Source organism: Acinetobacter sp. ANC 3813, from assembly GCF_002135435.1.
Lineage (GTDB): Bacteria > Pseudomonadota > Gammaproteobacteria > Pseudomonadales > Moraxellaceae > Acinetobacter.
The window spans coordinates 553,279-577,641 of sequence record NZ_NEGK01000001.1; the positions used below are offsets into that span (position 1 = coordinate 553,279).

At 44.7% G+C, this 24,363-nt stretch carries 25 protein-coding genes; 8 read left to right on the forward strand and 17 right to left on the reverse strand.

The features are described 5' to 3' along the window. Positions 1-138 precede the first annotated feature (138 nt). The gene (gene gshB / locus B9T34_RS02630) at positions 139-1,083 is read right to left on the reverse strand and encodes a glutathione synthase (RefSeq protein ID WP_086211588.1); all 945 of its coding nucleotides are present in this window, start codon (positions 1,081-1,083) and stop codon (positions 139-141) included. 112 nt (positions 1,084-1,195) lie between these two features. Between gshB and B9T34_RS02635 the strand changes: the two genes are divergently transcribed. Continuing rightward, positions 1,196-1,393 (forward strand): DUF3565 domain-containing protein, encoded by a 198-nt coding sequence (locus B9T34_RS02635; RefSeq protein ID WP_086211589.1) that lies wholly within the window; start codon positions 1,196-1,198, stop codon positions 1,391-1,393. 547 nt (positions 1,394-1,940) lie between these two features. Here B9T34_RS02635 and B9T34_RS02640 read toward each other — a convergent pair. The 6 genes from B9T34_RS02640 to pyrE all read right to left on the reverse strand — a co-directional run bounded on the left by B9T34_RS02640 (position 1,941) and on the right by pyrE (position 7,581). Next, positions 1,941-2,378 carry a hypothetical protein gene (locus B9T34_RS02640; protein ID WP_086211590.1) on the reverse strand — a complete coding sequence of 146 codons (438 nt, stop codon included), beginning with the start codon at positions 2,376-2,378 and terminating at the stop codon, positions 1,941-1,943. Positions 2,379-2,463: 85 nt separating this feature from the next. Next, positions 2,464-3,291, reverse strand: coding sequence for a phosphonoacetaldehyde hydrolase (gene phnX, locus B9T34_RS02645; protein ID WP_086211591.1), 828 nt, complete (start codon positions 3,289-3,291; stop codon positions 2,464-2,466). Positions 3,292-3,313: 22 nt separating this feature from the next. Further along, on the reverse strand, positions 3,314-4,195 hold the full coding sequence (locus B9T34_RS02650; protein ID WP_086211592.1) for a LysR substrate-binding domain-containing protein: 882 nt from the start codon (positions 4,193-4,195) through the stop codon (positions 3,314-3,316). Between the two features lie 24 nt (positions 4,196-4,219). Beyond that, on the reverse strand, positions 4,220-5,521 hold the full coding sequence (locus B9T34_RS02655) for an MFS transporter (RefSeq protein WP_086211593.1): 1,302 nt from the start codon (positions 5,519-5,521) through the stop codon (positions 4,220-4,222). A 107-nt stretch (positions 5,522-5,628) separates the two neighbouring features. Continuing rightward, positions 5,629-6,720: an iron-containing alcohol dehydrogenase PsrA gene (gene psrA, locus B9T34_RS02660; RefSeq protein WP_086211594.1), complete on the reverse strand. Its 1,092-nt coding sequence runs from the start codon at positions 6,718-6,720 to the stop codon at positions 5,629-5,631. Positions 6,721-6,930: 210 nt separating this feature from the next. After that, complete coding sequence (gene pyrE, locus B9T34_RS02665; protein ID WP_086211595.1) at positions 6,931-7,581, reverse strand: orotate phosphoribosyltransferase; 651 nt, start codon at positions 7,579-7,581, stop codon at positions 6,931-6,933. Positions 7,582-7,620: 39 nt separating this feature from the next. Between pyrE and B9T34_RS02670 the strand changes: the two genes are divergently transcribed. Both B9T34_RS02670 and B9T34_RS02675 read left to right on the forward strand, forming a co-directional pair. After that, positions 7,621-8,439, forward strand: a complete 819-nt coding sequence (locus B9T34_RS02670) for an exodeoxyribonuclease III (RefSeq protein WP_086211596.1) — start codon at positions 7,621-7,623, stop codon at positions 8,437-8,439. 518 nt (positions 8,440-8,957) lie between these two features. Next, a complete protein-coding gene (locus B9T34_RS02675) occupies positions 8,958-9,305 on the forward strand; it encodes a Spx/MgsR family RNA polymerase-binding regulatory protein (protein WP_086211662.1) in 348 nt (115 codons plus the stop codon). 87 nt (positions 9,306-9,392) lie between these two features. On the opposite strand, the gene B9T34_RS02680 is transcribed toward B9T34_RS02675, so the two are convergent. Continuing rightward, entirely contained in the window at positions 9,393-9,830 is a 438-nt protein-coding gene (locus B9T34_RS02680) for a DUF2147 domain-containing protein (protein WP_086211597.1), read from the reverse strand. A 155-nt stretch (positions 9,831-9,985) separates the two neighbouring features. Here B9T34_RS02680 and B9T34_RS02685 point away from each other — a divergent pair, with 155 nt between their 5' ends. Continuing rightward, on the forward strand, positions 9,986-10,897 hold the full coding sequence (locus B9T34_RS02685; RefSeq protein ID WP_086211598.1) for an alpha/beta hydrolase: 912 nt from the start codon (positions 9,986-9,988) through the stop codon (positions 10,895-10,897). Positions 10,898-11,006: 109 nt separating this feature from the next. Here B9T34_RS02685 and B9T34_RS02690 read toward each other — a convergent pair whose 3' ends face one another. Further along, positions 11,007-11,573 (reverse strand): FMN-dependent NADH-azoreductase, encoded by a 567-nt coding sequence (locus B9T34_RS02690; protein ID WP_086211599.1) that lies wholly within the window; start codon positions 11,571-11,573, stop codon positions 11,007-11,009. Positions 11,574-11,822: 249 nt separating this feature from the next. Here B9T34_RS02690 and B9T34_RS02695 point away from each other — a divergent pair, with 249 nt between their 5' ends. Next, positions 11,823-13,016: a GGDEF domain-containing protein gene (locus B9T34_RS02695; protein ID WP_213034146.1), complete on the forward strand. Its 1,194-nt coding sequence runs from the start codon at positions 11,823-11,825 to the stop codon at positions 13,014-13,016. On the opposite strand, the gene B9T34_RS02700 is transcribed toward B9T34_RS02695, so the two are convergent. From B9T34_RS02700 to B9T34_RS02720, 5 genes are all read right to left on the reverse strand, one after another. Next, positions 13,013-13,678, reverse strand: coding sequence for a glutathione S-transferase family protein (locus B9T34_RS02700; RefSeq protein ID WP_086211600.1), 666 nt, complete (start codon positions 13,676-13,678; stop codon positions 13,013-13,015). The genes B9T34_RS02695 and B9T34_RS02700 overlap by 4 nt on opposite strands. Positions 13,679-13,709: 31 nt before the next feature. Continuing rightward, the gene (gene dsbD / locus B9T34_RS02705) at positions 13,710-15,497 is read right to left on the reverse strand and encodes a protein-disulfide reductase DsbD (RefSeq protein WP_086211601.1); all 1,788 of its coding nucleotides are present in this window, start codon (positions 15,495-15,497) and stop codon (positions 13,710-13,712) included. A 76-nt stretch (positions 15,498-15,573) separates the two neighbouring features. Further along, positions 15,574-16,344: a transporter gene (locus tag B9T34_RS02710; RefSeq protein WP_086211602.1), complete on the reverse strand. Its 771-nt coding sequence runs from the start codon at positions 16,342-16,344 to the stop codon at positions 15,574-15,576. A 16-nt stretch (positions 16,345-16,360) separates the two neighbouring features. Beyond that, entirely contained in the window at positions 16,361-16,903 is a 543-nt protein-coding gene (locus B9T34_RS02715; protein WP_086211603.1) for an ankyrin repeat domain-containing protein, read from the reverse strand. A 142-nt stretch (positions 16,904-17,045) separates the two neighbouring features. Further along, complete coding sequence (locus B9T34_RS02720) at positions 17,046-17,414, reverse strand: HPF/RaiA family ribosome-associated protein (RefSeq protein WP_086211604.1); 369 nt, start codon at positions 17,412-17,414, stop codon at positions 17,046-17,048. Positions 17,415-17,911: 497 nt separating this feature from the next. On the opposite strand from B9T34_RS02720, the gene B9T34_RS02725 reads away from it, so the two are divergent. Together B9T34_RS02725 and B9T34_RS02730 are read left to right on the forward strand one after the other, a co-directional pair. Next, positions 17,912-18,649, forward strand: a complete 738-nt coding sequence (locus B9T34_RS02725; RefSeq protein WP_086211605.1) for an outer membrane protein OmpK — start codon at positions 17,912-17,914, stop codon at positions 18,647-18,649. A gap of 94 nt (positions 18,650-18,743) precedes the next feature. Further along, the gene (locus B9T34_RS02730) at positions 18,744-19,247 is read left to right on the forward strand and encodes a GNAT family N-acetyltransferase (protein WP_086211606.1); all 504 of its coding nucleotides are present in this window, start codon (positions 18,744-18,746) and stop codon (positions 19,245-19,247) included. Here the strand turns inward: B9T34_RS02730 and B9T34_RS02735 are convergent. The 3 genes from B9T34_RS02735 to B9T34_RS02745 all read right to left on the reverse strand — a co-directional run bounded on the left by B9T34_RS02735 (position 19,239) and on the right by B9T34_RS02745 (position 22,747). After that, entirely contained in the window at positions 19,239-19,727 is a 489-nt protein-coding gene (locus B9T34_RS02735; protein ID WP_086211607.1) for a DUF1877 family protein, read from the reverse strand. The genes B9T34_RS02730 and B9T34_RS02735 overlap by 9 nt on opposite strands. 263 nt (positions 19,728-19,990) lie before the next feature. Then, positions 19,991-21,871: a DNA topoisomerase IV subunit B gene (parE, locus tag B9T34_RS02740; RefSeq protein WP_086211608.1), complete on the reverse strand. Its 1,881-nt coding sequence runs from the start codon at positions 21,869-21,871 to the stop codon at positions 19,991-19,993. 249 nt (positions 21,872-22,120) lie between these two features. Further along, entirely contained in the window at positions 22,121-22,747 is a 627-nt protein-coding gene (locus B9T34_RS02745; RefSeq protein ID WP_086211609.1) for a YqiA/YcfP family alpha/beta fold hydrolase, read from the reverse strand. Positions 22,748-22,994: 247 nt separating this feature from the next. Between B9T34_RS02745 and B9T34_RS02750 the strand changes: the two genes are divergently transcribed. After that, positions 22,995-24,326, forward strand: coding sequence for a hypothetical protein (locus tag B9T34_RS02750; RefSeq protein WP_086211610.1), 1,332 nt, complete (start codon positions 22,995-22,997; stop codon positions 24,324-24,326). The last annotated feature ends 37 nt before the right edge of the window (positions 24,327-24,363 follow it).

The window sequence follows — 24,363 nt, forward strand, 5'->3', positions numbered from 1 at the left end:
TGCTAAATTGTCAAATTTTATACATTTTTACACCATTTTAGTTCAATACTGCCCTCATTTTTCACCTGCTCTATCATTAAGCGCTTTCTAATAAGATAAAAAAAGAGCTCTTTCGAGCTCTTTTGAAAGGCCCTGCATTTAAGCATTTCGGCCTTTTTCCAGCACGGCGAACAGATCATCTGCAATGGACATGCTGAATTGCGCATCAATTTCACGGATACAGGTTGGGCTGGTGACATTAATTTCTGTCACATAGTTGCCAATCACATCTAAACCGACAAATATCAAACCTTTTTCACGCAAGAACGGCCCGACTTTTGCCGCAATGGCTTTATCATTTTCTGTGAGTGGACGTGCTTCACCTAGCCCGCCTGCAGCCAAGTTGCCGCGCACTTCGCCATTTTGAGGAATACGCGCCAAACAGTAAGGCACTGCCTCGCCATTGATCATCAGAATGCGCTTATCGCCATCGACAATTTCTGGAATATAGCGCTGCGCCATAATCGGCTGTGTGCCGTTATCGGTCAGAATTTCAATGGTTGAGCCAATATTCACTCCATCTTGGTATAAGCGGAAAATACCCATGCCGCCCATGCCGTCTAGCGGTTTGACAATCACATCGCCCTGTTCTTTTAAAAATTCGCGGATCAGGCTTTGCTGTGAAGTCACCAAGGTGGGCACTTGCAGTTCAGGGAACTGAGTCGCAAACAGTTTTTCGTTGCAGTCACGCAGGCTTTGCGGTTTATTGATAATCCACGCGCCTTCACGCTCTGCCTGTTCTAAAATATATGTGGTGTAGACAAAGTTCATGTCAAACGGCGGGTCTTTGCGCATCAATACGACATCATAGGCTGCAATGGATTCTTTTTTCTTTTCGCCCAGTTCATAGTAGTGATTGTAATCTTCAAAGACGTTTAAAGGCGCGATTAAACCAAATGCCTTGCCGTGATCGATGTATAAGTCCTGCTGCAATGCATAACCCAATTCATGGCCGCGGCGGGCGGCTGCCCACAGCATAGCCATTGTTGAATCTTTTTTTAGGTTTACATTTTCGATGGGATCCATCACCACAAGTACGCGCATATTTTCGCTCTTTTAAAAATAATCTGCTTAGGAGTATAACGGAGATTATTCTTTTGTTTTTCTGAATTTCAGTAAAGCTTTATCAGTTCTTTTGAAGTGGAATAAAACCTATATGCAGCAAGCAATTATTGAATTTGATCAAGATGAAGAAGGCCACTGGTTTGCGCAGCTTGCCTGCCGCCACACTCAGCATGTACGGCATAATCCGCCTTGGCAGAACCGTCCTTGGGTCATAACGGAGCAAGGACGGAATGAAAAGCTGGGCATGATGCTGGAATGTAAAAAATATGATGAAGATGGTTTCGTATAAGAGATTTTATGTTAAATAGCCAATTTAAATAACTAAAAGGTAGCTAGAAAATTGGTGTCTATTAAGTTACTTAATAATATACTTTTTAATTTTTCCATATTCATCTTTATATAAAGAAATCCAAGCAGTACCAGATTTTTTTTATTACCATCAATATAAACTATATAATAAACTTAACTATTTATAGAGTAACTTTCCTTAACAATATGATAATCTTGCACCACATCATATTTACTTAGAATCACAGAGTCACTCGAAACAATATTATTAATATATTCTTCATTTTCCATATTGTCTGAACTACACTTCCATATGAACAACGGCATGAATATCATTAAAAAAGTAAAGCTAGAAATTTATGTTTAAAAAACTCTCCCACAAAATCAATCATCAAATAAAATCTAAAATGAATATAATACACGTTATACAAAATTATTTAATTTACTCTTTATCAATCATATTATAATAAAAAAAATGAAGGCCCAAAAAGTATAATTAAAAATAATTTTACATTTTTAAATTAATAGGAAATAAAGCTATTTTTCAATTATGAATATTTAATGTGTTGAAACAGGCATTCGCAGAATAAGATGACACATTCTATTTCTGAGATTGCTTTATCCAAACCACACTCATCGACACGTGATGGACTATAGCCTAATGATCTATAAATTGATTGATCCACATAAAAAGCCTCGATCATACGCTTTCGGCTTTGAAGACACTGTTTTAACAAATATTCTAAATCTAAAATTTGCGTTTTATTTTTAAAATATGTGATCAGCTGTCTAAAGCTTTTTTTAGATGCTGACTGAGTGCTGATTTGATCATTTTGAATTATAATCTGCTTCAGTTTCGACTCTAATAAATCAAATTTCCGTGTGTACAAAGCATACTTTACCGTTAACGTCCTGCCTTCGTATTTCTGCAAACGAAATCTAAGTAAATCATTTACACCGCACAAAGTGGTTAATTGATTCTGCATATTCTTACTCGATATTAATTAAGCTCCCTACCCAAAGCTCAGACTCTGGATAGAGAACCATTTCATTCAATTAATAATAAAAACATTAAGAGCACTGCGGCATTTCACCTTTTGCAAGACGACTATTAATATCATCAATCACAGCGGGCAATTCCGCAATTGTGTCAATTAAATAATGTGGCTTAGAATCTTCAAAAATTTTGCTGATACGCACGCGCTCTTTGTCTAACTCCACGGCATCTAAATTTTTATATTCTTCATAGCTCAGGCCAAGTGCATTGCCCGAACAGGTTAAAGCAACTGTCCACATGCCTGCACTGCGACCTTCTAAAATCCCTGGCCAAGTATCATCTACTTTCACACAAGCTGAAACGTCACTGATGCCCAAAGCAATCACGTTCTGCAAAGATTGGGCTGGATAAGGCCGGCCATTTGGCACTTCATCAGTCGCCACAACATGATCTGGGATATAGCCATTTTTTCCCGCCAGCTCTACCACTTTATCCATGACCACTTTTGGATAGCCTGAGCATGTGCCGATCTTCAGCCCCTTGCCTCTCAGAAGTGAGATTGCGTCCAAAGCGCCGGGAATTAAAGCCGAATGCACGGCAATTTTTTCAATTTGTAACGGCATAAAGCGATTATAAATATCGGTGACATCGTCATCAGTTGGAATTCTGCCAAATTTAGCGCGGTAACGTTCTGCAATTTCAGGAATATTGCACAGCGTTCGAATATGATCCCATTTACCCATTCCCATCGGGCCTCTGGACTCCTCCAGTGAAACCTCAACACCAAACTCACGAAATGCTTCCACAAAAATTTGTGTCGGCGCAAATGAGCCAAAGTCTACTACAGTGCCTGCCCAATCTAGAATGACGGCCTGAAGCTGCGTCGGTTGTTCATATTTCATATAGATAACTCCATTTAAAAAATTATGTTGAATCGTGAATAGCTAGAACATGCTGTTTGAATACATCTGAAATCATTGCTCGATCTTTTCGAATGCTTAAACAGCACAAACGGTATTCGATATAAAAAGGGTGGTCTACAAAGTGAACTGGCCTCAGGTTTGGCATCTCCACATATTCCACTTCCGCTACAAAGCCAATGCCGACTCCTTGAGAAATGGCATGAAAAATCGCTTCACGGCTATTCAGCTGCATCACGCAATTCATCGAAATGCCGGCCTGATCACAGACCTTTTCAACTTGAAAGCGAGTTTGGGAACCGTGCTCCCGCAATACCATGTTTTCGTTTTGTATCTGCTGTACGGAAATGGACTTTTCTTTCACCCAAGGATGATCATCCCGCACCACAGCAATAATCGGATAGCGCTTATACACTTGGGTGTAAAGATCCTCTTCAAATGCAGGGCGGGCTAAAATTGCAATATCAATATCAAAGTCACGCAGCTTTTCCAAAGTTCCCGATGCTGAATAAAACGAGGTTTTAAAATCGATATCTGGATATTCCATACGCAATTTATAAGTCAGCTCCATTGCGATAGGTGGTGATACTGCACCAATACGAAACATCCCACCTTTTTTCTGCTGAAAGCTTTGCAATAAATGAATGGCTTCTTCTTCCAGTTTAAACAGCGGCTTAGCAATCTCATAGAGCTGCTGCCCTGCAATGCTCATTTCAATGAAGCCGCCGTTTCTATGAAAAAGTTCAACTTTGTAGACTTTTTCTAGGGCTTTGACCTGTTCACTTACAGTCGGCTGTCCAATGCTTAAATATTCTGCGGCTGCAGTAAAACTGCCTTTGTACGCTACAGCATAAAAGGAACGCAGCCATTTATGATATTGATGCATTTTCAAACTCCCTGTAATTCAAACTTAACGTCTTACAAACAATGCCACTGCGGCGCTGCACACACAGGCAATGGTCACAATCATGAAAATCAGAGATGTGTTGCCGGTATGATCCAAAATCTTCCCAATTAGCGGTTCAGCTAGACCTGCAAACAGATAAGATGAGAAATTCATCACTCCTGTTGCAGTCCCTGCACGCTTAGACCCAACTAGGTCAGGACATAATGCCCAAAAACTGGAAGCAGGGCCGTAAACAAAGAAACCGCATAAAAATAGTGCGCCAATGGCCATGGTGCTGTGAATTGGCAAGCTCCACATCCAAAGACTGGTCAGCGCGCCTAAAGCCATATAAAGCATGATGGCAAGATAGCGTTTAGATCCGAATAACTTATCCGATACCCAGCCATTGCTGAGTGCGCCTGCTGCCATCCCCACAGGTAAGGCAATTGTGATCCACTTCGGGTCAATGCCGCCATCTCCTGTTTTCCAGTCAGATCCTAAGAAATGAACTGGAACCCAAATAATTAACCCATAGCGTGCGGCATTTTGAAAACCTAACGATACCGCGGCAATGATTAATTTTGCATTTTTCAAAACTGCCTTGTAACGCTGCAATGACGTTTCTTCATCCGCATTATCTGCAGCTTCTTGGGCTTTATCTTCCTCGTTCGCCACACCCGTATTTTCTAAAGGTTTAAACCCCAGATCTTCTGGCCGTTCACGCGCAATAAAATAGAATAAAATCCCGCCCGCAAGCATTAGCAGTACAGGTAAACGGAAGATCCAGCGCCATTCAAGGTGAAGAACTTCAATCACAACCACAGAAGTGACATACGATAAAATAGATGCACAGCCGGCAGCAAAAACATAGAAACCGTAAACCTTACCGCGTTCAGAAGCACTCCACCAGTTCGATAGCAGGCGGCTGCCTGGCGCCCATCCCAAAGCCTGCAAATATCCATTTGCTGCCCAAGGAATAATTAAGCTCATAAAACCGCTGGCAAAACTCACAATCCAATTTGCACCGCATGAAAGCACGGCGCCTGTGGTCATGATTTTTCTTCCGCCATATTTATCTGCAAGGTTGCCGTTAATGGCTTGCCCAATAGCATACGCCCACAGCATACTTGCCGAAATCCAGCCCAAAGATGCACTGCTCAAACCGAATTCGGCCTGAATGCCTGGAATAGCAAAACCAAAAGTTTGCCGGCCTGTATAAAAAAATAAATAGCAAAACATTGCTGCAAACAGCATACGCCACTGCGCTTTACGAAATGCAGGGGTATTGTTGTCTGCTAACGCAGCAGGATAGTGCGTTCGATCCATGATTCTTTTTCCTTCTTCTCATATCTTCTTTGCCTTGAAAAAGGCCAGAAGCTATATCCATATAGAGTGTGTAGATTTAGAAACTTTTCACGCTGATTAATCTTGGCTTATGAGGCATCGGCTCCTATGAAATTTTTGCCGCGCGCGCCTTGCAGGGCATAATTCACGATTTCCCTTTGTTCGTCTTCATTTACGCCGTAGTCACTGAATTCCGTTTTAACATTGAGCTGATTTAATAATTCTAATAAAGAGGCTTGAGCATCTTGCAGGTTCGGACCAAATAACTCCTGCAGCACTATGTCTCTATGCTTGTTTTTTCCCCATGCCAAACCCAGTACGTAAGGCAACGTAAATGAACAAGCAATACCATGCGGCAAGCCGTAACGCAGAGTCATTTCATAAGAAATGGAATGCGCTAATGCTGTTTTGGTATTTGAAAAGGCAATCCCTGCTTTCAATGCCGCCAAAGCCATACGTGAACGCAATTCAGCGTTAAGTAAGTCATGGGATAATTGAGGCAGGCATTCAAAAATTTCTTTAACTGCCGAAATTGCAAAAGTATCAGATATGGGGTTGGCGTTTACATTCCAAATGGACTCTAAAGCATGAGATAATGCATCTAACCCCGTTGAAATAGTGATGGATTTTGGAATAGTCAGCATTAAATCGGGGTCCACAATCGCCGCAGTTGGCCATGTGCAATCTAAGTGCAATGAGTATTTCTTTTGCTGCTGACTGTCCCAAATGGTCGCCCATGGGGTGACTTCACTCCCTGTCCCGGCTGTGGTTGGAACAGCAATCAGCTTTTTGCATCTTGCTGGAGCAAATGCTTTGCCAGTCGACAGTAATGCCAATAAGTCTTCAAATTGTCCAGTTTCCGTACCTACAATTAACGCCTTCGCAGTATCAATCGAACTTCCGCCGCCAACTGCCAGCACAGTATCGCAATGTTCAAATGTGCGCCAAAAATTCTCATAGGTTTCTTTTAACTGGGAAACATCTGGATTGGGCTGTACATCATCAATGATATGAATCAGCCGATCGCCTAAAAGCAACTTAATCTTTTCAATTAAACCTAGGCTTTTGGCTTCAGGAAAGGTCACTAAAGTGACCGTTTGATTCTCAGTCAGCGCTTTAATATTGCTCAGCGAACCTGCTCCAAAATAAGTCGAAACAGGGTTATAAAATGTATCAGCCATGATTATTCCAACTCCTTCTTCGTATAATCACGATTGATATAGTTGGCTGAATTTAAATCCAACTCAAATCGATTAATTAATCCCCTGTATCGTTTCTACCGATACGTCTTGCTTCAAAAATTGAACAAACTCCATATGACACGATTAAATGGCAGAATCAAAAAAGGAAGCTTCCGCTTCCTTTTTCACAACCTTAAAATCTAAAAAATCTTAGATACCGTATTTCACACGGTAAGCATCCATTTTAGCCAAAGCCTCTTTTTCACCTTTAGCATCTAGATAGTCCATTAAATCTTTCATGGTAATTAATGCATGCACTGGAATTTCAAGTTCTTTTTGCACTTCTTGAATCGCAGAAAGCGTACCTTGACCTTTTTCCTGACGATCCAGCGCCACCAATACACCCGCAATTTGCGCGCCTGCATTTTTCAAAATAGTCACCACTTCACGGATTGCTGTACCTGCGGTGATCACATCATCAATGATCCAGACCTTTTTTCCCGCAACTGATGCGCCAACCAGTACACCGCCCTCACCGTGATCTTTAGCTTCTTTGCGGTTAAAACCCCAAGGTACGCTTACGCCATGATTTTGCGATAATGCCACAGCAGTTGCCGCGACAAATGGAATACCTTTATACGCAGGGCCAAAAATCACTTCCACGTTTTCGCATTCTGTCAATTTTGCTGCATAGCCCGAAGCCAACAGAGACAAAGCTTCGCCGTCATTCAGCAGGCCCGCGTTGAAAAAATAAGGACTCACACGGCCCGATTTTAAAGTAAACTCACCAAATTTAAGCACACCGCGTGATAATGCGAGTTCGATAAAAGCCTGTGGGTTAAAAGCCGCTTGCGCTGTCATGGGGTGCTCCATTTTTCTAAGTTGAGGTTAAACCTGAGCATGATACCAAAGACTAGCTATCCAAGTGATCAAAAAATTCTAAGAGTCGTATCTATTAACGTGAACGGCTTGCGCTCTTCTGTGACTAAAGGCTTGCTGGAATGGCTAGAACAGTCTGATGCCGATGTGATCTGCATGCAGGAAAGCCGCATTACTCATGCCCAATGGACAGACAAATTCAAACCCGAAGGCTGGCACACACACCTGTTCCCTGCAGAGCGCGCTGGCTATGCCGGCACCGCTATTTACAGCCGCCTGCCCTTCATTTCGGTGACTGACGGTTTAGGCTTTGAATTGGCAGACTCGCAAGGCCGCTTCATTACTGCCGAATTTGACTTAGGCTTAGGCAAATCTGCTCATATCTGTTCGCTGTATTTGCCGTCTGGCTCTTCAGGCGATGAAGCGCAGGCACGCAAAGACCACTTTTTAGAAGAATATACAAAAATTCTGAAGCAATGGCGTGATGAAGACAAATCCATCATTGTCTGCGGCGATTACAACATCGTGCATAAGCGTATTGATATTAAAAACTGGTCAGGCAACCAAAAATCTTCAGGCTGCCTGCCACATGAGCGCGCTTGGCTGGATCATATCTATGATGATTTAGGCTATGTCGATACCTTCCGTGAAGTCCGCAAAGAAGCAGAGGTCTACTCTTGGTGGTCCAACCGCGGGCAAGCGCGTGCGAAGAACGTGGGCTGGCGTATTGATTACCAAGCCTGCTCGCCAGACTGGAAAGAACGCACAGTCAATGCATGGGTGTTTAAAGACGAATGGTTCAGTGACCATGCACCCGTCATTATCGACTACAAGCTTTAAAATTCAGCTTAATTCAGTAAACACTTGTTTACTGAATTAAGGTCGATTTCGCACACGCCCTGCCGTTTTAGCAGATTTTACTGACACGGATTGCAGTGCATTATTGTCGCACGGCACAGGGACATGTCAGGATGACACGAAGGGATAGGACGCCGTAGGAAGAAAGCAGAAACAAACTAATGATTTAGCTTGTTTTTCAAGGATGTGACAATGGACGTTGTACTGAGACCCGCATGATCAGGATGATTAAATGCGGGTTTTCTCTTTTCTGCAGTCCGTGTTTTTATTCTAACGAACTACTCATCACCATCTATAGGTTTTTTATTCAGATGATTGGCAGCCTCAGCCCAATTGCACTTCTCTGATCCTCAGTTTAAAAGCCTTATATGTCGCTTTGATGACAATCTCAAACTGCCTGCATTTTTTAAACACTAAAGCTGGGCCAGAAGCATAGAGCTTTTCTCGATTTTTCGTTAATCTGTAAACATTGAAAATGAATGATTTTAGGACTGACCGCAATGCTTAAGATTTACGGCATCAAAAACTGCAGCACCATGAAAAAAGCTTTTGACCTGCTCAATGAGCTAGGCTTGACCTATGAATTTCATGACTATAAAAAACAGGCCATTGATGCAGAAACCTTAAAAGCTTGGCTGGATGCCAAAGGCGCTGAAATTATTCTGAATAAAAAAGGCACTACATGGAAAAAGCTGACAGAAGCTGAACAGCAAGATGCGCTTGCCAGCGAAACGAATTTAATTCAAACCTTAAGCGCGCACAGCAGCATGATTAAACGCCCCGTACTGCAAACCGAGCACGGCATTCTAGTCGGTTTTGATGAGGCGGCTTACCGCGCTTTAAAATAAGCACTGCTCTTATTTAAATATAAAAAAACCTGACTTGATGTCAGGCTTTTTTATTCAGACTTGTATCTGGCTCAAGCCCTTAACAAATTAGTTAGCGCGGATCCAAGTTTGGTTACGGCCCAGTGCAGACACGCCAATGTAGCCGCGCACTTCAAGCTTTTTGCCGCCATCTGCAATTTCACTCTTCATGCTGTAGGTTTTGCCTGATTGCGGATCTAAAATTTTGCCGTCATTGTATTTGTTGCCGCCAGAATTTTTAAGACCGCTGACAATACGCAAACCTTTCAAAGATTTGTTGTGATATGGGCCTTCACACTTGGTGCAGGCATTCTCTTCGCCTTTGGTCAGAATTTGCTGAATACTGGCTGTCAACGTGCCGTTCTTTTGCTCAGTAAACTTCACAATAGCTTTCGGCTGCTTGGTTTTGTCATCAATGGTTTTCCAAGTCGTACCATTTAAAGGGTCTGCAGCGTTAGCCAAAGCAGTTAACCCAAGTAGTCCTAATGCGAGTGCAATTTTTTTCATTTTTGTTTATTTCCCTGGTCTGGTATAGACAGCTTAATTATTAAAAACTCACAACAAATTTGCAATTTTTGAATGTGACCATTTAGTGTAACCTTGTAACTTGTGTTGGTAAATAAGCAAGCCTGCACCCTAAAAAAATAAAAGATGGATGGAACATGAAGATATCTCCGCTAACGAAACAATTATTCACAGAGCGTTTTTTAAAAACCGCCATCCGTGCGCCCAGCCAGTTCAATTTACCGCCCAGCACTTTGCGTTTTGCCTTGGAGCAGCTGTGCAAAATCATCCCTCAAAACCCGAATATCCAAGTCCGCCCCTTGCGTCTTTCTGGCCTGCGCGCCGAAGAACTCAAACCGCAAAGCGAATCAACACAGCTGATTTTCCATATTCATGGCGGCGCTTTTTTTCTAGGCTCAATGCGTACCCACCGCGCTTTTTTGACTCAGGTCGCTGCCCGCACGCAAATGCAGGTGCTGCACTTGGATTATCCGCTATCGCCTGAGCATCAATATCCAGAAGCGCTGGATGCCTTGTTTGATGTGTATTGCCAGCTGCTGGATCAAGGCGTGCAAAGCAAAGATATTATTCTGTCCGGCGACTCCTGCGGCGCCAATCTAGCCCTAGCGCTGGCACTGCGGATTCAGCAGGAAGCAATGCCGCAGGTCAGCGGGCTGGTCTTGATGTCGCCGTTTTTAGACCTGACGCTGAGCAGTGAATCACTGCGTTACAACCGCAAGCATGATGCCCTGCTCAGCATTGAAGCGCTGGAAACCGGTATTGATTACTATGTGCCGAAATCCATCGACCGCGCCGACCCAATGGTTTCGCCTTTTTTTGCAGATTTAAAAGGGCTGCCGCCGATTCATGTTCAGGTCGGATCGAAGGAAATTTTGCTGGATGATGCGCAGCGCTTTAAAAACAAAGCTGAAGAAGCCGGTTTGGATGTGGAGTTTAAAATTTATACCGGCATGTGGCATAACTTTCAGATGTTCAGCGCATGGTTTGAAGAAGGTCAGCGCGCCTTAGCCGATCTGGCAGAATTTGCGCACCGCTTAGACCGCGACTAAGCCAAAAGAATCCAGATATTGCAGGCAAAAAAATGGTCAGCCGAAGCTGACCATGAAATGCTGAATCCATAAAGGGAGTGGTTTCAGCTGAGGAAGGATCTTTTAAGGTTTAGATGGCTTGAATTTTTTCCATCGCATCCGCCATCGCCTTATCTTTCAGCTCTGGGCCCATATTTACGCCTTCAGCGCGAATAATTTCGACATCATTTACCCCAGTAAAACCGAAAACAGTTTTCAGCAGGCCTTCTTGATAGTCTGCAGGGCTGTTTTCGCCATACACACCGCCGCGGCTGCTGGCAATGTAGGCTTTTTTATCGCCCGCCAAACCGACTGGACCATTTTCAGTGTATTTAAAGGTTTTGCCAGCAACACTGATGCGGTCAATCCACGCTTTCAGTGCAGAAGATAAGCCAAAGTTATACATTGCTGCGCCAATCACTACGACATCTGCATCCAAATACTGCTGAATCAGCTGTTCACCCAGTGCAGATTGCTCTGCATTTTGGCCCATCAATATTTCAGCAGTTAAATGCGGAATCGCTTGCTGCGCTAAATCCAGATGCTCAACTTGCGCATCCGCATGTTTTGCTTTGAGCTGAGCAACAATGGCTTGGCTCAACTGACGTGATACAGAAGCATCGCCCATAATGCTTGAATCGATATGCAGAACTTTCATGATAAATCCTAATGCTTTAATTTCTTAACTGTTAGGCAGTGTATACAATTTTATAAATGAAATAATCCCAAGCTTTAAGACACACCGTTTTAAAAATGAAACAATTTAAAGCCTGTGGACGCAGACCCTAAAGTCAAAAAATAATCGTTACCAAAGCCGGAAAAGCATGTTATTTTAAGTTTAAAGATAATCTATCTGTATAAACTTAAAGAAAAAAATCAGAATTATGATAAGGATGTACGCGAACGCATGAAGCTCCTTCCGCTAAAGGGTGAGGCCATTTCGAAGCACAAAATTATTCAATATATGCTCGAAGATGAAGTCATCATGAACTGGAATATTCTCAAAAAATGCGTACTCATGCTGATTTTGGGTGCAGCCGTTCATTTGACTTGGATCATCTGGAAATCCTTTGTCTTGCTTAGCCCCAGCCTTGGCCAATGGGTCAATGTGCCTTTGGTGCAGTTCCAGCTGCTGATGAATTTTGTATTCTTTATCTCTTTGCTGGTCATGATCTGGCCTTGCTATGCTTGGCAACATAAACACTGGGTTCGGCAATTCCTGCCTTTTCTTTCCGTCGGGCTGTTTGTCATTTCACTGTGCAGGGACGGCTATGTGATTGGCACGCTCAGCCCTGCCACGATGATTTCCTATGTCAGCTTAGTCACCGTCGGCTTGGTGCTGCTGCCGCGCAGCATTGTCTACAGCGCCTTTATTCCAGCCACCTTATTTTTGGCAGGATGCACGTATCTGAGTTATGCCGGCTATCTCAGCTATGCGCCGCTTTTTCAAATTGACGGCTCTGCCTTTAACAACGGCTTCTGGCTGCTGTCCATGCTGTTCTTTATTGTGCCAATCTTGTTCACATGCATGATTTTATTTGAAATTTTACTGAGTCAATGGCGTCACCGTGAACGCCTGATTAAACAGCTCAGCCAAATCGATCCATTGACCAATCTATTTAACCGGCGCAGCATTAATCAATGCCTTGAGCAGTTAAACGATGCGCACGACGAACGCTATGCTCTCGTGCTGCTCGATCTGGATCATTTTAAACACATCAATGATCAATACGGGCACCATAAAGGGGATGAAGCGCTGGTCCAAGTCAGCGCCATTTTGAGCCAGCAGCTGCGCGGTACAGATGTGGTGGGACGCTTTGGCGGTGAAGAATTCATTTTGATTTTGCATCATTCCAATACCAAACAGGCGCAGCAGGCCGCTGAACGCTGCCGCCTTGCGATACAGCACATACAGCTGATGTCTGATGAAAACCAGCCGATTCAAATTACAGCCAGTTTCGGCATTGCGGTATCTAAGCCCGATATGCGCCCGCAGCTCTTGCTCAGTCAGGCAGACAAAGCCCTTTATGAAGCCAAAGCAGGCGGCCGAAATATAGTGAAAATATATACTGAAGCTAAGGGCGAAACGGCTTCGATTTAAAGCTGGGCTTCTAAATACGCAACCCGCGCTGTTTCTGCTTCAGCGCCTTGCACCCAAGCTTGAACCGCAGGATGCGCCAGCATCAGCTGCATATACTGCTGTGCAGATTCACTGACAGGCAAGCCATAGGTTTTAATGCGGGTCACCACAGGCGCATAAAAAGCATCCGCAATGGAAAACGCCCCGCACAAAAAAGCCTGAGGATGAGGACGTCCAGCCCAAATCTGTTCAATCCGCTCCACATCCTTACGCAGGTTTTCATCTGCAGCCCAAAGCTTGGCGCCATATTCATCTAAATGCGCGCGGATATTCATGCCGCATTGGCTTCGTAAAGCCATAAAGCTGCTGTGCATTTCAGCAGTTATACAGCGGGCGCGGGCCTTGAGGGCAGGATCGGACGGCCACAGCTCAAGATGCGGAAATTTTTCAGCCAAATACTCACAAATCGCCAAAGAGTCCCACACAACCAGCCCCTGATCGAGTAAAACTGGCACCTTGCCATTGGGATTCACTGCCAGCACTTTCTGCTTAAATCCGCCGCCATTGGGCTGCGCCGAAAATTCCACCATGACTTCTTCAAAGGGAATCTGAAATGCCTTCAGCACCAGCCAAGGGCGCATAGACCAGCTCGAATAGTTTTTATTGGCAATCCATAGCTGCATGATGACGCTCCTCATGATTTAGGCTTTCAGTTTAAAACCGCTTCAGCTGCTGCAGCAATTCATCCTGTGTAAACGCACCGGTTAAGCGCAGTCCGCGGACTTCCTGATGCTGTTCATCCAAAAATAAATACGTAGGCGGGCCTAAAATGTCCCACTGATTCAGCAAAACCTGATGTGTTTCATCGTAATGGCTCAGATCCAGCTTAATCAGATAATACGGCGCCAAGGCCTGCTGCACAGAAGCAGATTTTAAAATGCGGTGCTCAATCGGCTGGCACGCGACACACCAGTCTGCATAGACATCAATCACTGCCTTTTGCCCTGCTGGAATTTCACTGAGCAGCTGCTGAAATTCTGCTGCAGTTCTGGCCTGATGCCATACAGCCTGCGCAGTTGCCTGCTCCGCAAAAAAGCGCTGGCTTTGCTGATACTGGCTATAAATAGCATAAGGCACAGCCGCGCACAGCACCAAAATATACAGCCATCTGAATGAGGTGCTGCGGCCTAAAATTCTCCACAGCACATAGCCAACAAAACTGAGTTCCAGCGCGAGAGACAGCCATTGCATCCAGGCTTCACTCAGCAGCGGACGGATAAAATACAGCGCCAAGCCCAGCATAATAAAGGCAAACAGCACTTTAATCTGATTCATCCACATGCCCGCTTTCGGCAAGATGCGTGAACCTAGAACACTGGCCAAAAGCAGCGGCGTTCCCATGCCAAAGCCTAAAGTAAACAGCAATAATGCACCCTGCCATTGGCTTTGCGTCTGAGAAATAAACAGCAGCGCGCCCGCCAACGGCGCTGTCATGCATGGCCCCACCAGTAAGGCGGAAATCATGCCCATTACGCCCGCACCCAGCAGACTGCCGCCTTTTTGCATCGACTGTGCATGATCTAAACGCTGCAGCAGCGCGCGCGGCAGCTTAATTTCAAACAGTCCAAATAGGTTTAAGGCAAAAACCACAAACAATAGGCTGAACGCAATTAAGGTCGACGGCTGCTGCAGCCAGCGCTGAAAGTTCAGCCCCGCCGATGAGGCGATCAGCCCCAAAACCGCATAGACCATGGCCATGCTGCAGACAAAGGTCAGCGCAATCATCCATGCTTTCAAGCCTTTGCTGTCACGAACTATCAGAGAAGTCAAAATGGGCAGCATGGGTAAAGAACATGGCGTAAAGGCCAGCAGAATGCCGAGGCCAAAAAACAGCAGCAAGCCATAAGCCAAAGAGCTTTCAGCCAGCTTTTCCGACCACATTTGATCTTTGGCTGTTTCTTGATCTGCAGCAACCGCTGCTGGCGCTGATGTTGTACTGGATGCACTAGGAGCAGCCTCCAATACCGTATTCTGCAGATTGCTGCCGCCGGCTAAATCCAGCAGCTGCTTTGTTTTGCCATGATTCTGCACACTGACCAAACCGTTTGCATCGGTTTGAAAATCTATGTTTTGCGGAGGATAGCACACCCGGTCTTTGGCGCAGCCCTGCCATGTCACATGATACTGCTGCGATGCCTGCGTCGGAATCTGCAGCTGCAGCTGATCATAATAAACCTGCACTTGCCCAAAATTGTCGTCGTGCAGGCTTTCAGCTGGCGGCATGTTTAAGGCAAGCGGCTGGCTGCCCTGCTGCACGCTGATTTTATGCTGATATAAATAGTAATTTGGCGGAATGTTCCAGCTCAGTTCCGCTTGCTGCGCTGCGCTGGACATCACGGTCAATGGAAAAGCCTCTTCTGGAGAAAGTAGCGCAGTGTCCGCCTGCACCCCTGCACTCAGCAGCAGTACTGCTCCCGCAGCGCCATAAGCTAATTTTTTCATGCCCAATTCTTCATGCTGAGACTCATCCTAAGCGTATATAGCTGCATATTCTAAACGTCGACACTCAAAGGCCGGCTTAGAATAAGTAAGATACCCCCAAGCCTGACTGATAGCCTTTATCTTTTCCGTCTAAATCGACGCCAATGCTGGCATCCAGCTGCATGCGGTCATTCAGCGCATAAATCAGGCCTGTGCCTAATGCATATTCACACTCTTGGCTTTCCGCTTTGCGGAATACGAATTCAGAGTAGCCCGATAATTTGCCGGAAATTTGATACCCCAGTGTCGGAATCGCCGAAACTGCCCAATTGCCGTCTTGCACCTCATAGCGCATCGTGATTGAGGTATTCAGCAAATCACTATAGGCATAGTCCACCGCTGAACTGAGGCTGTAAATATCGTCCTCATTGCTAAAACCTTCATTGCCCGTTGCAATCACCGCTTCTGCCAAAACAGCTAGGGTCAGCTTTTCATCGTCCAAATCAATGGCCTTTTTCAAGCCAATGCTGACATCACCTAAACCGTCATCTTCTACACTGCGCCCAGCAACTTTGGTTTTGCGCCAAGATGGGCCTTGCCAGCCCAATTGCAGCTCTAAATCTTTCGCCAAACCCGTACGCAGCAGCATATCGCCATTTAAAGCAGTGCTTTTAATTTTTGCGCCAGCAGCATCTGTGCCTTCCTGATAGCTCATGCTCGGCAAACCTTGCTCCCATGCCAGCTGGCCGACTGGGGTAATGCCCGTGCCAAAGCCCGTGCCGGGGCGGTCAAATGAAAACTCTGCGGCCAAACTGTATGTACTGACACTGGTCAGGGCTGCAAATGCAAATGTTTTGATTGTTGTCATGCAAATTCTCTTCTAATTACACCAATTCTTTGGTCATTTTTGCGCCATGGCTGCGCAGCAGCTCTAAAGTTTGCTTTTCTTCATCCAGTGATTCAGACCAATTGATTTCATCAAAATCACAGTCAAAGAACAAATCGCTGATCGATGAAAGAATGGTTAAACCATCACTGTCTTTGGTATTCGGATTCACTTTTTCATCCAGCAAGCGCTTCACTGCTGGCACACAAGCCGCACTGGCAGCGTCCCACAGCGGACCGTACAGTTCTTCCGCATCCCATAAATGCAGATTCACTTTGGCCTGAATCAGCGCTTCCAAAATCTCTAAATGCACTGCCAGACGTTCCTGCTTTTGCGCTTCAGATAAAGCTGCACCAGCTTCATAAGCTTCACAAATTTCTTCCCACCATTTAAAGAGGCCGTCAGACCACACAGAAACCGCTGGACCTTTTTCAAAATCGATAAAATTTGGATTCAGGCCATCCGCCAAAAGACGCTTCACCTGCTCAAGGTTCTGCTCTTCTATAGCTTGCACAAAAACTTGCTGCTGTGCTGTTAACATGGGAACGCTCACTTCAAATGATTAATGACTATTATGCCGAATAAACGGCCTTTTGTTTTGACTTAATGTAAAAGTGGCGGCATTTTCTTTACAAAAGGACAGACATAAAAAAAGCCCCGCAGGGCTCTTTTTTGAATCGCGCTTAAACGTCTTCATCATCGTCTAGATCAGCATCAGCAAAAGCTGGCTGTGCGCCGCGCGGATTCTCTTTTTTCTCAAAGGTATGTTCTAAACTGCGTTTCAAGCGCTCAATTGCACCATGAATGGCAGTATCAATGTTGTGGCCTTTATGATTGACCACCACAGGCTTAAGTCCTGCTGGGCGCGCTTCGATCATACATTTGATGTCGTCGCTGCCGCCTTTATCCCCATTTTCATCGCTAAAGTGCACCGAGAAGTGAGTAATGCGTTCACTATGGCGCTGGAATTCCTGATTCAGTTCTGCACGAACGTACTCAATTAATCGGTCACTATTTTGAATGTTCTTATCTGTACGGATTTCTATGTTCATAATATCATCCTCTAACTTTCTGGATTATCTATAAAATATTGTGCAAAACTTTCTTATTTCGGCACGCTTACATCTGCTGTTTTATACAGCCAGAACATCTTCAATTTAGTTTGGAACGGGTCCTCCACATTGAATGATGACACTTTTTATCGTCTGCAGAACTGTGTCCTTATACTTCGAATATCGTGCTTAATTTAAAAATATGCAAGTGCTATTTTATATTTTTTTGAAATCCCCTATTTACTATATGGTTTTATTCTTTCGCATTTAATTTCAGTGGAATTTTCAATTTTAAATTTATTGATGAATTTAAATTTTAGATATTCTTATCAATATTTTAAATTAAATAAACCATGAGATTTACAAAAAAAAATCCATACACAGAACAAAAAACCTATTTCTTATATGGATTTTTTTTTATCCAATAATCAATTTTGGCTTTATTTTTGCTAAGGAATCTGTATGCTTTCAATGCTTCTCGGGGGAGAGACTTTTTAATGAAACTTACACAAATCGTAACTGCATGTGCACTGGCTTCTGCTGCTGCGTTCACCCAAGCTTCGCCTGTAGTATGGCAAGATTTCAGTTTAACTGGCCTTTATGGCGACAACTATGAAGTTGGAACTGAAGACCGTACCACAGCGACTGTAGAATATGCTGCTAAACTGAAATACTCAGATGTATTTTTCTTTGTTGACCAGCAAGTTGACGGCAATGATGATCACTCTACATACTTAGAGTTATCTCCGCGTTTGAGCCTAGGTGAGGTTTCGGGCACTAAGCTTTCCGCTGGCCCAATTAAAGACGTATTAATTGCGACCACTTGGGAACATAACGCCGGATACAGACAAAACCAAGAATTCAACAACTTCTTGTATGGTGTCGGTTTCGATCTGAACATTCCTTATACACAGTATGCCAGCGTTAACTTCTACCGCGCAAACAATGATCTTCAGAAAGACGACTATCAAATGACCATCACTTATGGTGTGCCATTTAAACTGGGTTCTGAAGATTTCCTTGTAGACGGTTTCCTTGACTGGTCAACTGCTGAAAAAGGCGACCATGCAAGCGAATTAAACTGGACTACACAGTGGAAATGGAATGTCGGCAAACACATTTCTCCAAAAACCCGACTATACCTAGGTGTTGAACACTCTATGTGGAACAACAAATTCGGTATTCAGGGTGTAGACCAAAATGATGTCAGCGCTTTAGTGAAATACCATTTCTAATTCCTGACAGAATAAAAAAAAGCAAGGCCAAGCGCCTTGCTTTTTTTATGTCTAAGTTTTCTAATAATCAGATCTTTATTAGCTATTCTCAGCCATGCCTTTTAAAATCCGCCCTGCAACAGAGCAAGATCTGCCCTCTATTCTTGCAATTTACAATCCTGAAGTGCTGCATGGCTTTGCCACTTGGAACGATCAGCCTTTTAGCCTTGAATCTTTTCAAAACAAGCTGCAGGAATTTCAAAAAAATGATTGGCCGTTTTGGGTCATTGAAGATCAGGACAGCTTTAAAATTGCAGGATACGCTGATTATGCGCCCTTCCGGCATTTTTCCGGCTACTGCTATACCGCCGAGCATTCTCTCTATATAGCGCCAGAATATGCACGCTTAGGCTTGGGCAAACGCCTGCTGCAGCACTTGATCAAGCATGCCGGGCAGCATGGCAAGCACGTGCTGGTCGCAGGCATAGATCATGGCAATGCCGCATCAATCGCGCTGCATCAGCAATTTGGCTTTACTCAGACAGGCTATATGCCGCAAGTCGGGCAAAAGCTCGGGCAATGGCGTGATTTGGTGCTGATGCAGCTGATCTTAGATTAATTTCTCTGGCTGAATCTTTTTTTGAATCACACTGATGACAGCTAAATTCTGTTTTGCCGCATCGCGGTAAAAATCCTGAAGCTGCAGATAAATCAATTTTAACTCTGCCAGATACAGCTCCTGCGCCAGTTCTGCTGGCGCTGTATGCACCACATCAAACTGATAGCGCTTTTTCAGCTCATCCACGCTCAACTGCTGCAATTGCTGCTGAATTTCTGACACTCTGACGACAGTGTTGTAATGTACCGTTTCCGGATGATCGATCCGTTCTGACAGCGGATGCTCAGCCTGAATTGCATACTGCAGCGGCGTGCTGGACTGCTGGTCAACATTCAAGGCGTGATTGACGCTATCCCAAGTCTGGCCTAAATAGAGGGACTGCAGAATAAAGTTTGATTCCAAAACAGCTTGGGAATTGTCAGCCTCGATAATCAAGGTTTCCAAATCATTGGGGTGAATTAAAAATAAGCTGGCTTCCATCGATAATCTCTTGTCGCGGTTTTCAGTTCAGCCTAAAGCAAATTCAAAAAAAATCTGCTGAAAAATTGTATACATAGACGCTGCCATGCACAGAAAAGCTCTCTGTTTCATGTAAATAATCCATTCTTTTCTGTGCAAGTAAAATTTATGCAATCAAAACTGAAATAAAGTTCAGCATGGTACGGCCTACTTAAAGTCATGCGAATAAGGCATAAAAAAGCCGCAATTATTGCGGCTTTTTTTTGTTTACAGAAATGCACCATTTAAACCGTCAATTCCGCCAAGTTGCCTTTTTGCTCCAGCCAATCTTTGCGGTCACCTGAACGTTTTTTCGCAAGCAGCTTGTCCAGCAAGCCTGCCGTATGGTGCGCATCATCTAAATCCAGCTGCACCAAACGGCGCGTATCCGGATCAAGCGTCGTTTCACGCAATTGGCTGGCATTCATCTCACCCAGACCTTTAAATCGGGTAATTTGCGGATTCTTGGTTTTGCATTTCTTTAAAACACCCTCTAACTCTGCATCATCAAGGGCATAATGCACATCTTTATTATCATCAATACGGTACAGCGGCGGCATTGCGACAAATAAATGACCTTCTTCAACCAAAGTCGGGAAATGTTTCACGAACAACGCGCATAATAAGGTTGCGATATGCAAGCCATCCGAGTCAGCATCAGCAAGAATGCAAATTTTGCCATAGCGCAGTTCAGACAAATCATCTGAACCCGGATCGACTCCAATCGCAATCGCAATGTTGTGCACTTCTTGTGAAGCCAGCACCTCATCTGAAGATACTTCCCAAGTATTTAAAATCTTGCCGCGAATCGGCATGATGGCTTGGAAATTCTTATCCCTCGCCTGTTTGGCAGAGCCGCCCGCAGAATCGCCTTCCACAATGAACAGTTCAGATTCTTCTAAGATATGACCCACACAGTCTGACAATTTACCCGGTAAGGTCGGGCCAGCCACAATCTTTTTACGTTCAACTTTTTTGGCGGCTTTTAAACGGCGTCCTGCTTTGGCAATCGCCATTTCTGCCAGCTGCATGGCAATGTCAGAATTTTGGTTCAGCCAAAGCGCGAAAGCATCTTTGGCAATATTCAGCACAACACCCGATGCTTCACGGCTTGAAAGACGCTCTTTGGTTTGACCTGAAAATTGCGGCTCTTGAAATTTGAGCGACAAGATAAAGTTCACGCCATCCCATACATCTTCAGCTGACAGCTTCATATTGCGCGGCAGTAAATTCCGCAGTTCACAAAACTCACGCATGGCGTCTGCGACACCTGAACGCAAGCCGTTGACATGCGTACCGCCCTGAGCGGTCGGAATTAAATTGACATAGCTTTCTTGAATGGATTCGCCGCCTTCCACATTCCAGCAGATGGCAAATTCTGCGCTGGCGCGGTCTGCATCGCCTGACGATACAAAAGCCGGCATCGGCAGAATCTCACGGTCCTGCAGTTCATCCATTAAATAATCGACTAAGCCATTTTCAAATTGCCATTCGATTTTTTCATCGTTAATGTGATCGATATAATTGATTTGCAGGCCTGCCGCTAAAACAGCTTTGGCTTTTAAATTATGCTTTAAGGCTTTTAAAGCAAATTTCGGTGAATCAAAATATTTAGTTTCCGGCCAAAAATGTACCGATGTCCCCGTGGCGCGTTTAGCGCATTTGCCTTCCAGCACCTCTAAAGGCGCAACTGGCTCGCCATGCTCAAAGGCCATTTTGTACAGGTTGCCCTGACGCTGCACTTCCACTTCCACACGGGTCGACAGCGCATTGACCACTGAAATGCCCACCCCATGCAAACCGCCCGAAAATTGATAGTTATCAGTGCTGAATTTACCGCCCGCATGCAGTTTGGTCAGAATAATTTCAATCCCGCTTTGACCATATTCCGGGTGAATATCGACTGGCATGCCGCGGCCATTATCTTCTACAGATAAGGAGCCATCTTTATAAACCGTCACGGTAATTTTATTGGCATGCCCTGCAAGCGCTTCATCGACAGCATTATCAATCACTTCCTGCGCCAAATGGTTGGGCCGAGTCGTGTCGGTATACATGCCCGGCCGTCTGCGGACCGGATCTAAACCAGATAAAACTTCAAGTGATTGAGCCGTATATTGCGTCACGTTGCAAAATTCCCTGCAGGTTTGGTTAAAATATTCATCTCTAGCGCTACAGTATATTCTTTTTAGCGAAAAAGCATATCAATCGCTTTTTCAGCGCTATTTCTTTCGCCACTTAGCGCCTTTTGTACGTCAAACTATGACGCCAGCACAGATAAACTGATCCACTTTTGCTCTTTTTACGGGATTTCAGTATTTTTGAACAGCCCAGCATCCAATTTTTTTGTTTCTATTATGCGCCATATGCATCCATCAAACGATTCCGCGCGCAGTTCCTGCCTGCTGCGCCATTAAAAACTGCACAATCATCGGCATCTTCTCGGCAAAATCATCCATACCGTGATTGCCATTTGTCTCACAAATCAGCAGTGCCTGCGTTGCTGGCTGGCTGAAAAAGGCTTCAGCCTCATGGTAATCCAGCACTTCATCACCTTGCTGCAGCAGGACCAATATGGGTGCATCGGCGCTGTAGTTTTGAATTGCGGTCTGCTCTAAAGCATCTAATTGCGGATGATCCAGCGACCATGTTTCAGTGACGGCAAAAGGAAGCTGTTCGTCTGAAAATAATTGCCTGAACAGGGTCCAAGGCTGCATGGCGGGATTAATTAATACCGCTGCAATTTGATGTTTAGCCGCCAGCTGCAAAGCATAAAAACCGCCCAAACTGCTGCCAACCAGCGCTGTATTAGCTGTTCCCAAGTGTTCAATCAATGCTGAAACCTGCTGCAAAGCCTGCTCTGGCGGAACATTCAAATCTGGCAAATGCATCTGAATTGGCGGCATTTGCCCAGTTTGCAATCCTTCACAGTAATGCTTGAGCAGCTGCCCTTTAATAGACTGCACACTGCTTTTAAAGCCATGCAGATAGATCAGATTCATATCACCCCTTGCTCACTTGCAAAATGAGACTTTTACTCGTTAAGAAATATGATAGTGTGATTTGGTTCACATTTTTATAAAAATCGTTAATCTCGAAAATTGTCAGACAAAATAAACAGGATAAATCTGCAAATCTATGTATTTTAAAATGAATTCGAGATGATTCATAAAATAGATACAAGAAAAACCTTCCCTGTCTGGACGCAGTCCAGTGTATAGGGAATGAGTAAAAATAGGACACTCAACAATGCCTAGTTTAACGCCTCTGCATGAAACTTATTGTAAATGGGACCGCACGCCGCCCAGTCAGGCTGATGTCCTCGAGGGCTTGGCGCAGCTGGTCACTATGCGCTTCAGTGATGTTGTGCACGATCTGATTCGGAATATTCAACGTGAATTGCTGATCAGTGTTTTTGGCATGAGCGAGCAAAGATCAAGAAAATTCCAAAAAATTCCATACGTCGAAAAAATCTATCAATTCAGCTACGAAACTTTTTTCAATTACGGCAACTATCTGCTGGCGCCGATCCTGCGCAGCATTATTGAAAAGTTTCCGCGGCTGCATGACAAACCGCTCACGCCAACACTGCATTTTCTGGTCGGGGCGCTGAACGGCGTCTTGGGCGATTATTTGCTGAAATACCACAATCCCATGGCCTTGCCTATGGTGGTGTATGATCATTACGGCGCAGTGCAGAAAGGCGAATTGACTGGACGCATTACCCTGCTGGTGCATGGCCTGTGTATGAATCATCTGGACTGGTCAACCCGCAAATACGGCGGCATCGGTGAAAAACTGCTGGCGCAGCGTGACCACAACACCATGCTGTACCTCAACTACAATACGGGACGCCGCATTTCCGCCAATGGACGCAGCCTGTCCAACACCTTGGAAGATCTGGTGCGCCGCAATCCGGGCATTACCAGTATTGACCTGATTGGCCACAGCATGGGCGGCTTAGTGTCCCGCAGCGCTTTATTTTACGGCAAGCAAAATATGTATGACTGGATTCATCGGGTGGAAAATCTGGTTTGCCTCGGTTCACCGCATCACGGCGCGGTGCTGGAGCGTCTAGGCTTTGCGCTGCAGAAGTATTTGGGCCGCATTCCCATGGGCAAAATTGTCGGCCATATCGCCAATATCCGCAGCAACGGCATTTTGGACTTGCGCTACGGCAGTGTGCGTGATGATGACTGGGAGCATAATGAAATACGGATTGGGCTGATGGACGACAACCGCAAGCCGGCGCCCATTCCTTCTCATATCGATACTTATCTGGTGGCTGGCACCATTGAGTTTGAACACCGCAAGAACCGCACACTGCAAGTGATTGGCGACTATCTGGTCAGTGTCAAAAGCGCCTTGGGCGAGCATCCAAATCCGCGCTACCAGCTGAAAGTGCCGGATGCGCATAAGGCTATTTTTTATGGACTAAATCATTTTGAGATTCAGCATCATCCGCAAGTGGCAGAGCAGATTGCGCATTGGTTTTACCCCAATGCTGAAGATGCCAAATGCACTGAAATTCATGAGTTTATGATGGATTTAAAACGCTTTGAAGGCATTGCCCTGACTTAATGAAAAGCCCTCTTCTGAGGGCTTTTATTTACATGCT

What these genes read in the sequence shown, in the direction of transcription:
- B9T34_RS02680 (WP_086211597.1), bottom strand. Translation starts at nt 9,830, where the DNA reads ATGAAAAAAATTGCACTCGCATTAGGACTACTTGGGTTAACTGCTTTG.
- B9T34_RS02700 (WP_086211600.1), bottom strand. Translation starts at nt 13,678, where the DNA reads ATGCAGCTATGGATTGCCAATAAAAACTATTCGAGCTGGTCTATGCGC.
- B9T34_RS02690 (WP_086211599.1), bottom strand. Translation starts at nt 11,573, where the DNA reads ATGAAAGTTCTGCATATCGATTCAAGCATTATGGGCGATGCTTCTGTA.
- B9T34_RS02710 (WP_086211602.1), bottom strand. Translation starts at nt 16,344, where the DNA reads ATGACAACAATCAAAACATTTGCATTTGCAGCCCTGACCAGTGTCAGT.
- B9T34_RS02635 (WP_086211589.1), top strand. Translation starts at nt 1,196, where the DNA reads ATGCAGCAAGCAATTATTGAATTTGATCAAGATGAAGAAGGCCACTGG.
- B9T34_RS02725 (WP_086211605.1), top strand. Translation starts at nt 17,912, where the DNA reads ATGAAACTTACACAAATCGTAACTGCATGTGCACTGGCTTCTGCTGCT.
- B9T34_RS02650 (WP_086211592.1), bottom strand. Translation starts at nt 4,195, where the DNA reads ATGCATCAATATCATAAATGGCTGCGTTCCTTTTATGCTGTAGCGTAC.
- B9T34_RS02730 (WP_086211606.1), top strand. Translation starts at nt 18,744, where the DNA reads ATGCCTTTTAAAATCCGCCCTGCAACAGAGCAAGATCTGCCCTCTATT.
- pyrE (WP_086211595.1), bottom strand. Translation starts at nt 7,581, where the DNA reads ATGACAGCGCAAGCGGCTTTTAACCCACAGGCTTTTATCGAACTCGCA.
- phnX (WP_086211591.1), bottom strand. Translation starts at nt 3,291, where the DNA reads ATGAAATATGAACAACCGACGCAGCTTCAGGCCGTCATTCTAGATTGG.
- B9T34_RS02685 (WP_086211598.1), top strand. Translation starts at nt 9,986, where the DNA reads ATGAAGATATCTCCGCTAACGAAACAATTATTCACAGAGCGTTTTTTA.
- B9T34_RS02675 (WP_086211662.1), top strand. Translation starts at nt 8,958, where the DNA reads ATGCTTAAGATTTACGGCATCAAAAACTGCAGCACCATGAAAAAAGCT.
- B9T34_RS02735 (WP_086211607.1), bottom strand. Translation starts at nt 19,727, where the DNA reads ATGGAAGCCAGCTTATTTTTAATTCACCCCAATGATTTGGAAACCTTG.
- B9T34_RS02695 (WP_213034146.1), top strand. Translation starts at nt 11,823, where the DNA reads ATGAAGCTCCTTCCGCTAAAGGGTGAGGCCATTTCGAAGCACAAAATT.
- B9T34_RS02750 (WP_086211610.1), top strand. Translation starts at nt 22,995, where the DNA reads ATGCCTAGTTTAACGCCTCTGCATGAAACTTATTGTAAATGGGACCGC.
- B9T34_RS02655 (WP_086211593.1), bottom strand. Translation starts at nt 5,521, where the DNA reads ATGGATCGAACGCACTATCCTGCTGCGTTAGCAGACAACAATACCCCT.
- B9T34_RS02715 (WP_086211603.1), bottom strand. Translation starts at nt 16,903, where the DNA reads ATGTTAACAGCACAGCAGCAAGTTTTTGTGCAAGCTATAGAAGAGCAG.
- B9T34_RS02745 (WP_086211609.1), bottom strand. Translation starts at nt 22,747, where the DNA reads ATGAATCTGATCTATCTGCATGGCTTTAAAAGCAGTGTGCAGTCTATT.
- psrA (WP_086211594.1), bottom strand. Translation starts at nt 6,720, where the DNA reads ATGGCTGATACATTTTATAACCCTGTTTCGACTTATTTTGGAGCAGGT.
- B9T34_RS02670 (WP_086211596.1), top strand. Translation starts at nt 7,621, where the DNA reads ATGATACCAAAGACTAGCTATCCAAGTGATCAAAAAATTCTAAGAGTC.
- dsbD (WP_086211601.1), bottom strand. Translation starts at nt 15,497, where the DNA reads ATGAAAAAATTAGCTTATGGCGCTGCGGGAGCAGTACTGCTGCTGAGT.
- B9T34_RS02720 (WP_086211604.1), bottom strand. Translation starts at nt 17,414, where the DNA reads ATGAACATAGAAATCCGTACAGATAAGAACATTCAAAATAGTGACCGA.
- gshB (WP_086211588.1), bottom strand. Translation starts at nt 1,083, where the DNA reads ATGCGCGTACTTGTGGTGATGGATCCCATCGAAAATGTAAACCTAAAA.
- B9T34_RS02640 (WP_086211590.1), bottom strand. Translation starts at nt 2,378, where the DNA reads ATGCAGAATCAATTAACCACTTTGTGCGGTGTAAATGATTTACTTAGA.